The 14557-nt window shown below is 62.4% G+C and carries 13 protein-coding genes; 2 read left to right on the plus strand and 11 right to left on the minus strand.

Annotated elements, in window-relative coordinates; all coding sequences use genetic code 11:
- Positions 1 to 3: 3 nt before the first annotated feature.
- Positions 4 to 1512, minus strand: a complete 1509-nt coding sequence (locus V3C40_RS09680; RefSeq protein ID WP_331777282.1) for a CoA-acylating methylmalonate-semialdehyde dehydrogenase — start codon at positions 1510 to 1512, stop codon at positions 4 to 6.
- 157 nt (positions 1513 to 1669) lie between these two features.
- Between V3C40_RS09680 and V3C40_RS09685 the strand changes: the two genes are divergently transcribed.
- Positions 1670 to 3052, plus strand: a complete 1383-nt coding sequence (locus tag V3C40_RS09685; protein ID WP_070302871.1) for a short-chain fatty acyl-CoA regulator family protein — start codon at positions 1670 to 1672, stop codon at positions 3050 to 3052.
- A 1-nt stretch (position 3053) separates the two neighbouring features.
- Here the strand turns inward: V3C40_RS09685 and V3C40_RS09690 are convergent, their stop codons facing one another.
- From V3C40_RS09690 to V3C40_RS09720, 7 genes are read right to left on the minus strand one after another with little or no spacing between them, the layout of a single operon-like run.
- On the minus strand, positions 3054 to 4109 hold the full coding sequence (locus tag V3C40_RS09690; RefSeq protein WP_331777283.1) for an adenosine deaminase family protein: 1056 nt from the start codon (positions 4107 to 4109) through the stop codon (positions 3054 to 3056).
- A gap of 25 nt (positions 4110 to 4134) precedes the next feature.
- Positions 4135 to 5079 carry a nucleoside hydrolase gene (locus V3C40_RS09695; protein ID WP_331777284.1) on the minus strand — a complete coding sequence of 315 codons (945 nt, stop codon included), beginning with the start codon at positions 5077 to 5079 and terminating at the stop codon, positions 4135 to 4137.
- A gap of 18 nt (positions 5080 to 5097) precedes the next feature.
- On the minus strand, positions 5098 to 6129 hold the full coding sequence (locus V3C40_RS09700) for an ABC transporter ATP-binding protein (RefSeq protein WP_331777285.1): 1032 nt from the start codon (positions 6127 to 6129) through the stop codon (positions 5098 to 5100).
- A gap of 13 nt (positions 6130 to 6142) precedes the next feature.
- Entirely contained in the window at positions 6143 to 6922 is a 780-nt protein-coding gene (locus V3C40_RS09705; protein ID WP_034778814.1) for an ABC transporter permease, read from the minus strand.
- Positions 6919 to 7758: an ABC transporter permease gene (locus V3C40_RS09710; protein ID WP_331777286.1), complete on the minus strand. Its 840-nt coding sequence runs from the start codon at positions 7756 to 7758 to the stop codon at positions 6919 to 6921. The genes V3C40_RS09705 and V3C40_RS09710 overlap by 4 nt, the downstream gene beginning before the upstream one ends.
- A 21-nt stretch (positions 7759 to 7779) precedes the next feature.
- Complete coding sequence (locus tag V3C40_RS09715; RefSeq protein ID WP_034745676.1) at positions 7780 to 8802, minus strand: ABC transporter substrate-binding protein; 1023 nt, start codon at positions 8800 to 8802, stop codon at positions 7780 to 7782.
- A 57-nt stretch (positions 8803 to 8859) separates the two neighbouring features.
- Entirely contained in the window at positions 8860 to 9975 is a 1116-nt protein-coding gene (locus tag V3C40_RS09720; protein ID WP_331777287.1) for a porin, read from the minus strand.
- Positions 9976 to 10200: 225 nt separating this feature from the next.
- On the opposite strand from V3C40_RS09720, the gene V3C40_RS09725 reads away from it, so the two are divergent.
- Positions 10201 to 11118 (plus strand): LysR family transcriptional regulator, encoded by a 918-nt coding sequence (locus V3C40_RS09725; protein ID WP_034745670.1) that lies wholly within the window; start codon positions 10201 to 10203, stop codon positions 11116 to 11118.
- Between the two features lie 8 nt (positions 11119 to 11126).
- Here the strand turns inward: V3C40_RS09725 and rsmA are convergent, their stop codons facing one another.
- From rsmA to V3C40_RS09740, 3 genes are all read right to left on the minus strand, one after another.
- Positions 11127 to 11906: a 16S rRNA (adenine(1518)-N(6)/adenine(1519)-N(6))-dimethyltransferase RsmA gene (gene rsmA, locus V3C40_RS09730; protein ID WP_034745667.1), complete on the minus strand. Its 780-nt coding sequence runs from the start codon at positions 11904 to 11906 to the stop codon at positions 11127 to 11129.
- 100 nt (positions 11907 to 12006) lie between these two features.
- Complete coding sequence (gene pdxA, locus V3C40_RS09735) at positions 12007 to 13062, minus strand: 4-hydroxythreonine-4-phosphate dehydrogenase PdxA (protein ID WP_331777288.1); 1056 nt, start codon at positions 13060 to 13062, stop codon at positions 12007 to 12009.
- A gap of 19 nt (positions 13063 to 13081) precedes the next feature.
- A complete protein-coding gene (locus V3C40_RS09740; protein ID WP_254671579.1) occupies positions 13082 to 14476 on the minus strand; it encodes a peptidylprolyl isomerase in 1395 nt (464 codons plus the stop codon).
- Positions 14477 to 14557 lie beyond the last annotated feature (81 nt).

Below are 14557 nucleotides of genomic sequence, written 5' to 3' on the forward strand. Positions count from 1 at the left end.
TCCTTATTTGAGGCTGATGGTCGTGTTGACCTTGCCCACCGAGGCCGCATCCGTGAACCAGCGCTGGGTAATCGTTTGCGTCTGCGTGTAGAACAGCACGACTTGCTTGCCGAACGGGCCCAGATCGCCCAGCTTGGAGCCGCGCGAACCCGTAAAGCTGAACAGGGGAACGGGCACAGGAATAGGCACGTTGATGCCGACTTGGCCCACGTCGATTTCTTCCTGGAAGTAGCGCGCGGCCGCGCCGCTTTGCGTAAACAGCGCCGTGCCGTTGCCGTTCGGATTCGCGTTCACGAGAGCAATCGCTTCATCCAGGGTATCGACTTCGACGACGATCAGCACAGGGCCAAAGATTTCCTGGTCATACACGACCATGCCGGGTTTCACACCGGACAGAATCGTCGGTCCCACGAAGTTGCCGTTCGGATAGCCATCGACCTTGACGTCGCGGCCATCGAGAGTCAAGACGGCGCCCTGCTCGATGCCCTTGGCAACGAGGCTGTGCACGCGCTCCTTGGCTGCGCAGGAAATGACGGGACCGAGGTCCGGATTGTCCTTGCCCGCACCGACGCTCAAGCCTTGCGCCTTGGCGGCCAGTTCCGGCAGCCATTCGCGCGCTTCGCCCACCAGCACGGCGACCGAGGCGGCCATGCAGCGCTGGCCGGCCGCGCCGAAACCCGCACCCAGCAACTGATTCAGGGTCTGTTCTTTATTTGCATCCGGCAAGACGACGGCATGGTTCTTGGCGCCCATCATGCATTGCGCGCGCTTGCCGTTCAGGCTGGCGCGCTGGTACACATGCGTGCCCACCTTGCTGGAGCCCACGAACGAAATCGCCTTGATGTCCGGATGGTCGCACAGGGCGTTGACGACGTCTTCGCCGCCGTGGATCACGTTCAGCACGCCGGCAGGAATACCCGCCTGCAAGGCCAGGCGCACGAGTTTTTCCGTCACGAGCGGATCTTGCTCCGATGGTTTCAGCACGAAGGTATTGCCGCAGGCAATTGCCATCGGGAACATCCACAAGGGGATCATGGCGGGGAAATTGAACGGGGTAATGCCGGCGCACACGCCCAGCGGCTGCATCACGCTGTAGGTATCGACGCCGCCGGCCACGTTTTGCGCGTATTCACCCATTTGCAGGGTGCCGATATTGGCCGCGTGTTCCACCACTTCCAGGCCACGGAAGACGTCGCCTTCCGCGTCCAGCAAAGTCTTGCCCTGTTCCATCGTCAGGGTGGCGGCCAGGTCGGCCATGTTTTCACGGATCAGCTGTTGCAGCTTCAAAAAGATACGTGCGCGCGCACCGATCGGCGTCTTGCGCCAGGTTTTGAAGGCGCGCTGGGCCGAGGCGATGGCCGCGTTGACTTCGTCCGGGGTAGCGAACGGCACCCTGGCCAGGACTTCCTGCGTGGCGGGGTTGACGACGTCGCGCCAGACGGTGGTCTGGGATTCAACCCACTCGCCGTTGATCAAGAGGGGAACGGTCGGAATAGCGTTTTGCGTGGTCACTCGGTGTCTCCTTGTGTGGGTATAAGTCTATTTGCATTATTCGCACAATCGCCGCCGCGAACAAGGCGTGAAAATGCGAGATAATGCAAAGCTGAATCTGTTAATCTGCAAATGTTGTAAATTTGCAGATTCCACAAACCGGGGAAGAGGAAACGCGATGGCAAAGGTTTTCATGGGCGTGCGCCTGCAGCGGCTGCGCGAGGAACGGCGCATGACGCAGGTGGCGCTGGCCAAGTCCCTGGGCATCTCGCCCAGCTACCTGAACCAGATGGAGCGCAACCAGCGCCCGCTGACGGTGCCGATTTTGCTGCGCATCGGCACGGTGCTGGGCGTCGATCCGCAAATCTTTTCCGAACACGACAGCGCCAGCCTCGTGGCCGACGTACGCGACGTGTTCGGCGAATTGCCGGACGCGCCGCCCACCTCGATGGCGGAACTCAAGATGCTGGTGGAAAACATGCCGGAACTGGCCCGCTCGATCTTGCTGCTGCAGCGGCGCTACCGCGTGATGGCGGAGCGGGCCGATACGCTGGCTGCGCGTCTTGACGATGGCAGCCGCGGCGCCAGTTCGGCGGCCCCGTCCACGGACGAGGAAGTGCGCGAATACCTGAACCGGCGGCAAAACTATATCGATGAGCTGGACCGGGCGGCGGAGCTCGTGGCCGGCGAATTCGATCCCGCCCTGCGCACGCTCGACGCGCTGCAAGGCCGGCTGCTGGAACGCCACGGTATCGAAGTGCGCTTGTCCGATGGCGACGCGGGCATGGTGCGCAAGCACCGCTACGACGCCCAGCAACAGATACTGTGGCTGCCCGACACCCTGACAGGCGGCCAGCGCGCCTTCCAGATGGCGGCGCAAATCAGCCTGCTCGAACACAGCGACCTGATCGACGCTCTCGTGCTGGCGGCGGGATTGTCCGGCGCGGCCGCGCAAACGGGCGCGCGCCTGGCTTTCTCGAATTATTTTGCGGGCGCCCTGCTGATGCCCTACCAGCGCTTCCTGCAGGCGGCGGAAACGCGCGCCTACGATATCGAGCGTCTGGCGCACCAGTTCGGCGTGGGTTTCGAAGCCGTCTGCCACCGCCTGAGCACCATGCAGCGCCCGGATGCGGCGGGATTGCCGTTTTTCTTCGTTCGCGTCGACCGGGCCGGCAATGTCTCGAAGCGCCAGTCGGCCACGGACTTTCATTTCTCAAGGGTGGGTGGCACCTGCCCGCTGTGGATCGTCTACGATGCCTTCAGCCATCCGGGCCAGGTGCTCACGCAAGTGGCCAGCATGCCGGACGGCTGCACCTATTTATGGATCGCGCGCCAGGTCAGCACGGCGTCGCCTGGCTTCCGTGCGCCCGGCAAGACGTTTGCCGTGGCGCTGGGCTGCGACATCTCGCAGGCGCACCGCTTGATCTATTCGAAGGGACTCGATCTGCACGACCCTTCCAGCGCCACGCCGATCGGCACGGGCTGCAAGGTGTGCGAGCGCCAAAGCTGCCCGCAGCGGGCGTTTCCGTCGCTGCTGGCACCGCCCCCAGCATCAGCCTGATTTATTCGGCGACCCGGGCGCGCAGCGCATCGAATTCGCGCGCAAACTCCGCGCGCCAGTCGCGCCGCGTGGACTCGTCTATCCAAGCCGCGTCCAGGCCATTCAACATGAAGCCGCGCATGTCTTCGAGGCCGAAGCCGAATTCGCGCATCATCATCCAGGCGCCCGTCTGCGTCACGTGGTGCAGGGTCGGATCATCCGTATTCGGATGCAGTTTCAGGCCCAGCTTGGCCATGGCGCGGATCGGGTGGTCGAGCGCCCAGCGCTCAGGGGCCAGGGTGCGCAAATAATACGAATTGGTCGGCACCACGGTAAACACGAGACCGCGCTCCACGCAGCGCTGCGCCAATTCCGGGTTGTCGACAATCGTGTAGCCATGGTCGACACGGTCCACCTGTAACTCGTCTATCGCCGTCTCCACGTTCATCCACGGCATGCCGAATTCGCCCGCATGCGCCGTGCACTTGAAACCGGCCGCGCGCGCGTTGCGGTAGGCTTCGATGAACAGTTCCGGCGGACGGTAGTTCTCGCGGTAGTCGATGCCGATGCCGATGACTTCCGGTGCGCGGTAAGCCTTCATCCATTCCACCATCTGCACGGCTTCCGCGGGAGCCGCTTCGCGGTCGATGCTGGGGATCAAACGGCCGATCACGCCGAAGTCGCGCTGCGCGTCGCGGATGGCGGCCACGATGGCGTCTTGCGCCGATTCGTAACGGATGCCCGACACGCGCACGGTGCCGGTGGGGTTCCAGAAAAACTCCGCATAGCGCACGCCGTGGCCATGCGCGTCTTCCAAGTATTCATACGCGAGGCAATACAGGTCGGTCGGCGAGACGATCAGGTGCGCGTCGAGCGCACGCAGCACGCGCAGCACGCCGACGGGCTTGTCGCCGCGCGTGTAGAAAGAGTCGATTTCCTCGGGGGTGACGACATTGCGCGTCTTGGCGGCCAGCGCGCGGAAAGTTGCCTGGCGCACCGTGCCGAACAAATGACAATGCAGCTCCACTTTCGGCATGGCGCGTAAAAACTGTTCGATGCTCAGGGATGAATTAGACATGAAGCTCGTTTCGTAATGGAGTGGATCAGGCGAGAATGCCGGCCAGGCGCCGCATCAGCAGTTCGATGGCGGCCGGGCCGTCGGCCAGCATCGCCACCTGGGTGTTGATGGGCGCGCGGCGCGGCACGCGGAACTCGCACACCGTCATGCCGCGCGTCAGTTCGCCCGTCAATTCGATGGCCACGTGGGAGCTCTGGAACTGGAACAGCTGCGGCGCTTCCAGATACAGCACCACCACGGGGTCGTACATGGGCATGGGCACGGAACCGTCGGCGCTGCGGATGCGCACATACGCTTCTAGGTAGCCGGACAAAAGCTGCGCGCGCGGCGTGCCGATGGCGCGCAGCTGCCGCACTTCCCCATTCGTCACCAGCAGTTGGCGGCACAGGTTCAAGCCGAACATGCGCAGCGGGATGCCGGCCTGGAACACCTGGGCGGCCGCTTCCGGGTCCGCATAGATATTGAATTCGGCCGCCGCCGTGTGGTTGCCCTGGTCGGTGGAGCCGCCCATCAAAATGATCTCGACGATTTTCTCGGCGATGTCAGGCGCCTTGGCCAGCGCGGTTGCGATATTCGTCATCGGCGCAATCGCCATGATGGTGATCTGGCCAGGGTGGGCGCGCACGGCGGCGATCAGCGCGTCGACGGCGTGGCCGGCAGCGTCCGTAGCGGCGCCGGGCGGCAGGATCTCGCCCGTCGTCGGCATGCCGCTGTCGCCGAGGATGCGCTGCGCCGTTTCGATGACGCCGGCCAGCGGCTGGTCGCAGCCGCGGTAGATCGGCACCGTCAAGCCATCATGGGCCTTGATGCGCAAGGCGTTGTCGTAGGTGATGTCGACGGGCGCATTGCCCGCCACCACGCTCACGCCCAGCCACTCGATAGCGGGATTGCTGCCCAGGAGCAGCATCGTCAGCCAATCGTCGAAACCGGGATCGGTATCGAGCCATATCTTTTTCAAGGGTTTGTCCATGATGGTTTCCAGTCGGAGTTAGGCACCCAGCCACAAGGCGCTGTCGGCAGGCAGCACGAACGAGACGGCCGTGCCTTCGCGCCAGGCGGCGCCACCGGCCGCGCAAATGCCCTTGACCTGGCCCAGCGGCGTTTGCAGCAGGTATTCAACGGTGTCGCCCAGGAAGCCGCGTGCCAGCACGGTGCCCGGGTATTGGCCTGCAACGTCATCCGATGCGCAGACGCGCACCTTGTCCGGACGCCAGCCCAGCACCGTGGTGCCGGCGGCGACGGGAGACGTGTACGGCAGGCTGGCGCCCGCGTGGTGCAGCGCGCCGTCGCGGTAGTCGAACAGGTTTTCAAAACCCATGAAGTTGGCAACGAAGCGCGTCGATGGCGTGTTGAAGACGGCTTCCGGTGCGGCCAGCTGCTCGATGCGCCCGCCGTTCATGACGACGATACGGTCGGACAGGGCCAGCGCTTCTTCCTGGTCATGCGTCACGTACAGCATGGTGATGCCCAGTTCGCGCTGGATGCGGCGCAGCTCGGCGCGCATCTGCACGCGCAGCTTGGCGTCCAGGTTCGACAGCGGTTCATCGAGCAGCAGCAGGGCCGGTTCGACGACGATGGCGCGCGCCAGCGCCACGCGCTGCTGCTGGCCGCCCGACATCTGCGCCGGCAAGCGGGTTTCAAAACCCGTCAGTCCCACGGCGGCGATCACGGCTTCCACTTTCGTTTTCAGCAGGGCCGGTGCGACCTTGCGCAGGCGCAAACCAAACGCGATGTTGTCGTACACGTTCAGGTGCGGGAACAGCGCATACGACTGGAACACCATGCCGATATTGCGCTTGTTCGGCGCCAGCTTGCCGATCTCGCGGCCATCGAGCACGATGCGTCCTGACTGCAGCGGCATCAGGCCGGCAATCGCGCGCATGATGGTGGTCTTGCCGCAGCCGCTGGGGCCCAGCAGGGAGATCAGTTCGCCCTGCTCGACGTGCAGGTCCAGGTCTTTCACGGACGTCGTGTTCTTCGCGTAGCCGAGGTTCAGCTTGTGCAGTTCCAGATAACTCATGGTGTGTTGCCTCTTACATGTATTTAGAAATGCCCAGCACCTTCTCGGTCACCATCACGAAGGCCATGGTGAACAAGACCAGCAAGGTCGACAGGGCAGCGATCGATGGATCGAAGCTGTTTTCCATATGGCCCAGCATCTCGATCGGCAAGGTGCTGATGCCGGGCCCCGTGAGGAACAGCGACACGGGCACCTGGTTGAACGAGGTGACGAAGGCGAGGAAGAAGGCGGCGATCACGGCGTTGCGGATATTCGGCAGCACGATCATGAAAAACGCGCGCAGGCGCGACGCGCCCAGGGTGATGGCGGCATCCTCGATATCCACGCGCAGGTTCACCAGGCTGGCGTACACGACGCGCACCGAATACGGAATCAACAGCGCGATGTGGCCGATCAGCAGGCCCACGTAGACGGGCGCGTTAATCGTCAGCACCAGGTGGTGCAGCAAGCCCAGACCGACGAGGATGGCGGGAATGATCAGCGGCGACGTCAGGATTTGCCGGATGGCGCCGATGCCCGGTGGCGGCATGCGCGAAAACGCGTACGCGACAGGTATGCCCAGCAGCAGCGCGATGACAGTAGCGATCAGGCCGATTTCCAGGCTGGTCTGGAAGGCACGGCGGAACTCGGGCGCCGACCATACTTCGATGATCCAGCGCAGCGAATACGACTCGGGCGGGAAGGCCAACGTCTCGCCGCCGGAAAAGCCCGCCAGCACGACGATGGCGAAAGGCCCCAGCAGGAACAGGAATACCAGCCATAAAACGGCACGTGAAAACAAGCTTTCTTTCATACGGAACTCCGGCTCGAGGAAATACGTTTAAGGCCGGCGTTGACCAGCAGGGTCATGCAGACGAGGATGACGGCGATGACATTCGCCGCGCCGAAATCGCTCTCCACGCTGACCTTCTGGTACAGCAGCGTTTCCAGCATCAGCACCTTGGTGCCGCCCAGCAGGGCCGGCGTCACGTAGGCCGTCACGCAGCCTGTAAAGACCAGCGTGCCGCCCACGACCAGGCCTTCCTGCGTCAGCGGCAGGGTGACCTTGCAAAAGACTTGCCATGGATTGGCGCCCAGGGTGGCGGCAGCCGGTTCCACGTCGCGCGGCAGGTTTTCCAGCGCGCCCGCCAAGGACATCAGCATCAGCGGCAGCAGCAATTGCAGCAGGCCGACAAAGACGGCAAATTCGCTGAACAGCAGACGCAGCGGATCTTCCGTGAAACCCATGTTGACGAGTGCCGCGTTGACGGCGCCGTTACGGCCCAGCAGCACGATCCAGGCGTAGGTACGCGCGATCGGCGAGACCATCAGCGGCAAGATCATCATGCCCACCACCAGCCCGCGCCACTTCGGTGACACGCGCGCCACGGCTTGCGCGGCCGGGTAGCCGAGGATGATGGCCGCCAGGGTCACCAGCGCGGCGATGCGCAGGGTGCGCCAGAAGATGGTGCGGTTGAACTCCTGCGAGAAGAAGTCGATGAAGCGGTCCACACCCCACTGCATGCCGTCGCCGACGCGGAAGGCGTCGACCAGCAAGGCCAGCACGGGCAGCAGGAAGCAGACGACGATAAAGATCAGCGCCGGCAGGACCAGCAGCAGTCCCAGGCGCTTTTTTGGATCAGCAAACATGGTGTTCTCTCCTCGTCACCACTATTTGCTCATGGCCTTGTTCCACTGCGTCATCCAGTTGCTGCGCTGTTTGATGATGGTTTCCGGCTTGACGAATTTCAGCGAATTGATCTGGTCGGCGCCATAGGTATTGAATTGCGCGGCCGCCACGGACAGGCGCACGTCCTTGTTGACGGGCGAGTCAACCAGATTGGTCGCCAGCTGCGTCTGCACTTCCTTGGACAGCCAGAAATCCATCAGCTGGTAGGCCAGGTCCGCATTCTTCGAACCGGCGACGATGCCCATCACGTTCATGCCGGCCGCCTGGCCTTCGGCCGGGATGCTCCATTTCAGGGGCAGGCCCGTCTTGAGCATTTGCGACCACGTAAAGCGCGCCACGGGCGCGGCCCAGATTTCATCCTGGGCGAACAGCGCGGCCAGCTGCGCGCTGTTTTTCGAGAACGTGACGACGTTGCCCTTCATGCCGACGATCTTCGCAAAGCCGGTCGCGTAGTCGTCCGTCTTGCCGCCCCAGGCCGCATCGGCCATGCGCAGCATCAGCGGGCCCTGCGTGGTGCTCACGTCGGGGAAGGCCACGCGGCCCTTCAGTTCGGGGCGCCACAGGTCTTTCCACGACGTCAGCGGGGCAATCTTGTCGCTGCGGTACACCAGGCCCACGGAGTACAGCGTGTAGCCGACGGCGTAGTTGCCGCCGATGGGGTTTTTCGCCACGTCGTACAGGGCTTTGTAATTGCTCAGCTTGGAGTAATCCATGGGCTGGATGACGCCCTTCTGCGCCGCTTCCAGCATGCCGGAATCGGACAGCAGCACCAGGTCGATCACCGGGTTCTTGGCGTGCACCACCAGCTTGGCGATGCGGTCCGCGTTATTCCCCGTTTCCACCTTGATATCGCAACCGCATTTGGCCTTGAACGGCTCGTACACATACTTCATGAACAAGGGCTGGGCAATCGGGTAGGCCGAAATGACCAGCTCGCGTTTTTCCGCGTGGGCGGCGTTAGCCAGCAAGCCTAGGCTCAACGCCAACATGAGGTGCTTTTTCAAGATGCTTCCTTTCAGGGGACGGCGCTGCGGGACAGCGCCTGTAAAGATGAATCAGAGTCAGAAATAATGCCGCATGCCGGCGATCAGGACGCTTTGCGTCTTGCCGCCCGAGGCGCCAAAGCCGAACACGCGGGCGAACGTCGCATCGCCGGCCGCTTTCTGGTAGCTCCAGGTGATGGCGACATCGGTGCGCTTGGACAGGAAGTAATCGGCCTGGAAGTTGACCTGATGCCATTTCGGCGTCTTGTTGATCACGTCATATTTACCGGTGGTAAAGAAATACGAGGCGCCCAGGTTCAACGCTTCCGTCAGCTTGTGGTTCACGTTCAAGTCCACGTTTTGCAAGGTCAGATTGCTTTGATCCAGGTAGTGGTAGCGCACGTTGGTGTACAGCGCGCCAAACTTGGTCTTGCCGACATTATAAAAGCCTCCCGTGCCGGCGATGGCCTGGTCATTCACGCCGGCGCCGCTGACGGCGCTCTTGTTGAAGATCAACAAGGAGCTGCCATAGTCATTGCCGATGGCGCCATTCGGCGCATCGGGGCTGTTCGGACGGTCCATCTTGGTGTAGGCGACGGCCCAGCTGAAGGCGTCGACCTTGTAGCCGGCGCCCATGCTGTAGACGCGGTTGCGGTTCGAGTCTTCCGGGTTTTCGCTGAAGCCGTACAAGCCCGTGAACGACAGGTTGCTGATGTTCGGGCTCACATACTTGACGGCGTTTTGCACGCGCAGGTTGTTGTAGCCATTGTCGTTGTCGCCGATGTGCACGCCGTTACTGGCGATGACCACAGGTCCCAGCAGATCCTTGACGGCTTCGTACTGGCGGCCAAGGGTGAGCGTACCCTTGTCGTTGCTGGACAGCCCCACATACGACTGGCGGCCGAACAGACGGCCGCTTTGCGAGGCCGTGCCCGTCATGACGTTAAAACCGTTCTCCAGCACGAAGACGGCCTTGGTGCCGTTGCCCAGGTCTTCCTGGCCGCGGAAACCGATGCGGGGATTCTGATTCGTGCCGCTCAGCGCATGCGTGCGGCTGCCCTTGCCTTCATCCGATACATAGCCGATACCGGCCGACAGCAAGCCATACACTTGCACGCTGCTTTGCGCCTGCGCCACGCCATGCGCCGCCAGCAAGCCCCCCACCACCATCGTTCCCGTCATCCATTTGTTCATCGCCGCCACCCTAAAAAGAATAAACCCTGAGTTTTTTTGGAATTATTTTATTGATGCATCCCTTGCATGGCGTGCTGCCGCGAGTATCGGCGCCGCCTGGCAAGCGCTTCTCTGAAGATTGTTGCCTTCGAGACAAGTAAGGACCAGTCCAGAATATGGTAAATTGCAGGATAAGAAAATTTGTTTATTTTTATAAATCCATTACTTTTTCTAATAAGCAAACCCATGCATGAACTGAGCAAGAAAATTTCCTTACGACATTTGCAAGCGTTTGCCACCCTAGCCCGGGTAAACAGCTTCAGCAAGGCCGCACAGGAATTGTGCGTGACCCAGCCGGCCCTCAGCGCATCGATCAAGCTGCTGGAAAACCAACTGGGAAAAAAGTTGTTTAACCGCACAACCCACCAGCTGGAATTGACACGCGAAGGCAAGCTGGCGCTCGACTACGCCACGCATTTATTGAATACGGCGAGCAATACCTTTGCCGATATCCAGCGCGCCATCGGCAGCGGCCGGCACCGCATCCGCATCGGCGCCATCCCGTCGGCCATGGCGATGACGGCCGTGGTGGTGGCGCGGTACTGCGAGCAGCATGGCGATGAAGTGGAAATCGTCCTGTCGGACATGCCCAACGATGGCTTGCTGCACGCGCTGCATTCGGGCCAGCTGGACTTTTGCGTGGGCATCGAAGTGCCCGGTTCCGTGTCGCTGGAAAGCGTGGGCCTGTTCGAAGACGAGCTGGTGCTGGTGACGGCGGGACGCCATGCGCTGGCGCCGCTCAAGGAAGTGCGCTGGGACCAGCTGGCGGGCCAGGAAATCGTCGTGTTCACCAAGGGCAGCATCTGGGAGTTCGCCTCGAGCGCGCTGCGCCAGCATGGCTTGAGCCCGTCGAGCCTGTACCAGATGATCCACAGCGAATCGCTGTACGGCGTGGTACGCGCCGGCATCGCCGTGGGCATCATGCCCAGCCTGTACACGACCTTCCTCAACGACGAGGACCTGCACGTGGCGCCGCTGCGCCAACCCACGTGCAAGCGCAAGATCGCCCTGATGCGGCGCAATGAAATCAGCCGCAACCACCACGTGGACGACTGTTTTTCAGCGCTGCGGCAGGATTTGCAGCAGGTCGACCAGTGGTTTTAAGTTAATACTTAAGCAGGTGCCTTCAGCAAGTTCGCCAAAGCCACATACTGCTCCAGCCCCACGGTTTCCGGACGCAAGGTCGGGTCGATGCCGGCCGCCTTGATCTGCTCTTCCGTAAACATCCCGGCCAGGCAGTTGCGGATCACCTTGCGGCGCTGCGAGAAGGCCTTCATGACGACGGCTTCCAGGGTGGCCTGGTCGCAAGCCAGACGCTCGGCCACGGGGATCATGCGCACGATGGCCGATTCCACTTTCGGCGGCGGATCGAAGGCCGTCGGCGGCACGATGAACAGCAGCGACATCTTGTAGCGCCACTGCAGCATCACGGACAGGCGGCCATACGCCTTGCTGCCCGGCTCGGCCACCATGCGTTCGACCACTTCCTTTTGCAGCATGAAATGCTGGTCCTGCACCAGCGGCGCGAAGTCCGCCAGGTGGAACAGCAGCGGGCTGGAAATGTTGTACGGCAAGTTGCCCACGATGCGCAGCTTCTGGCCGGCCGGCACGGGGATTTGCGCGAAATCGAATTTCAGCGCGTCGCCCGAATGGATCGTCAGCTTGGCCGGATTGAACGTCTTTTCCAGGCGCACGATCAGGTCGCGGTCCAGCTCGACCACGTGCATCTGCTTCAGATGGCGCAGCAGCTGCTCCGTCATGGCGCCCAGGCCGGGGCCGATCTCAACCATGGCATCGTCCGGCTGCGGCCCGATGGCGGCCGTGATGTCGTCGAGGACGAAGCGGTCATGCAGGAAGTTCTGGCCAAAGCGTTTGCGGGCAACGTGTTTCATAATGTGTTTTCTATTAATGCGGTAAAGCCGGCACAGGCCGGCGGAATCGGTTGAGCAGGCAGCGTCGGGTTACGCCGTGCCGGCTAACCCGACCTACGCTCTATGCTCTGGTCGGGGTGCTGGCGCGCAACATGTCGAGCGCCGTTTGCAGCGCTTGCTCCATGCTGTGGCCGTCGGCCAGCCCCAGCCCTTGCGCGGCCAGGTCCAGCGCCGTGCCATGGTCGACCGAGGTGCGTATCAACGGCAAGCCCAGGGTGATATTGATGCCGCGCCCGAAGGTCGCGTATTTCAGCACGGGCAAGCCCTGGTCGTGGTACATGGCCAGCACGCAGTCGGCATCGGCCAGGTATTTGTGCTGGAACAGGGTGTCGGCCGGGTACGGTCCGCGCGCATCGATGCCGCGCGCTTGCGCCGCGGCAATCGCCGGAGCGATGACATCGATTTCCTCGCGTCCCAGATAACCGCCCTCGCCCGCGTGCGGGTTCAGGCCGGTGACGAGAATGCGCGGCGCGGCGATGCCGAATTTCCGTTGCAGGTCCGACTGGAGGATATCGAGGGTGACGGCCAGGCTGTCCATGGTGATGGCAGCGGACACGTCCTTCAACGGCAGATGCGTGGTGGCCAGCGCCACGCGCAGGGTCGGTTCGCCATGGCCGGGTTCACCGGCCAGCATCATCACCACTTGCGGCGTGCCGGTTTTTTCTGCCAGGTATTCCGTATGGCCGGAAAAAGCCACGCCGGCGTCGTTGATCGTGCTCTTTTGCAAGGGCGCCGTGACCATGGCGCCAAACCAGCCGGCTTCGATGCCTTCCACGGCCGCGTCCAGGGTGGCGAGCACGGAACGCCCGTTTTCCTTGTCCAGCACGCCGGGAATGACATTGTTCACGGTGGGAATATCGATCACGGCCAGGCGGCCGGGTCCGAACTGGGGCAAGCCGCTGTTGCGCACGGCTTGCAGCGACAGCGCCGCCAGACGGATGTCCGGGTCGATCAGGCTGGCCGTCAGCGCCAGGAAGGCGGCGTCGCCCAGCAGGATGCAGTTGACCTCATGCCGCATGGCCCAGGCGGCGCGGATCGAAATTTCCGGGCCGACACCGGCCGGTTCACCACAGGTAATGGCGATGGCCGGGCGGCGGGCAACAGGCAAGTTACTCATGCGCAATCAGTCAGCGGCATTACTGGTCGTCCGCGCGGAATTCGACGTAGGCACGGTCGCGCACTTCGCGCGCCCAGTTTTCCGTCGCTTCTTCCAGCTTGCGTTCGCGCAAGGCGTTGCGTGCGGCAGCGCGCTGCTTCTCTTTCGAGACGTCATCGCTCTTGCGTTCCAGCACTTCGATCAGGTGGAAGCCAAAGCTCGATTCGATCGGTTCGCTCACCTCGCCCGGTTTCAGCGCATTCATCGCCGTTTCGAATTCCGGCACGGTGTCGCCTGGATACAGCCAGCCCAGGTCGCCGCCCTTGGCCGCGGAGCCGTCGTTCGAGAACAAACGGGCCAGGTCTTCGAACTTGGCAGCCTTGTTGTCGAGACGCTCTTTCAGCTCCAGCAATTTACGCTTGGCTTCGGCCGCCGACAGGGTCGGCGTCACTTTCAGCAGGATGTGGCGGGCATGCGTCTGCTGCACGGCGGCGACGGCTTGCGCCTCGGCAGCGCTGCGGCGGTCCACCAGTTTCAGGATATGGAAGCCAGTGTTGCTCTTGATGATAGGCGTGATCTGGCCCGGCTTCAATTTCAGCAATTGCTCCGTGAACAGGGGCGGCAGGCGGTCGCTATTGCGCCAGCCGATATCGCCGCCGCTCAGTGCATCGCTGGCGTCGGAATAGCTGGCGGCCATCTTGGCGAAATCGGCGCCCGTGCGCAGCTGGCGGCTGACTTCTTCGGCGCGCGCGCGGCGTGCGGCGATTTGTTCAGGGCTCGAGTTTTCCGGGATGCGCACGAGAATTTGCGCCAGGTTCAGCTCCACCTGTTCGCTGGCGGCCGCCTTTTCCGCTTCCAGGAAGTTATCCACTTCGGAATCGGAAATCTGGATCTTCGCGTCGACTTCGTGCTCGCGCAAGCGCTGCATGATGATTTCATCGCGGATTTCTTCGCGGAAGGTCGCAAACGGCGTGCCTTCCTTTTCCATCTGGTTGCGCAGCTCTTGCACCGTCATCTTTTGCTGTTCAGCAATACGGCCAATCGCGCGGTCCAAGGTCAGGTCATCCACGCGGACGCCCATTTCCTTGGCCAGCTGCATTTGTGCGCGCTCGACAATCATGCGCTCGAGCAATTGACGACGCAGGTCGGCAGGATCGGGCAAGGGCACGTTCTGCGCCTTCATGCGCTGCTCCACGCTCTTGATACGGGCCGCCACTTCATTGCGCGTAATCACATCGTCATTGACGACGACGGCGATGGAATCGATGGTCTGGCCACTGCTCGACGCGGGGGGAGTGAATCCCTTGACTGGCGCTGGGGCAGCGGCAGCGGGCTTGGCCGCAGGAGCTGGCGCAGCCTGTTGCGCCCAGACACTACTGGTCGTGGCGCCGGAAATGGCGCACAACAAAACCGTTGCAATTTTGAGTTGGTGCATACTGGCATTACGCATAATGTGTAGAGCGCTCATGAGTTCAGGTGAATAAAAAAACCGGTTTGTGCCAGCGCCGGGAACACC

The sequence above is a fragment of the Janthinobacterium sp. LS2A genome, from assembly GCF_036543145.1.
In the GTDB taxonomy this organism is placed as follows: Bacteria; Pseudomonadota; Gammaproteobacteria; order Burkholderiales; family Burkholderiaceae_D; genus Janthinobacterium; species Janthinobacterium aestuarii.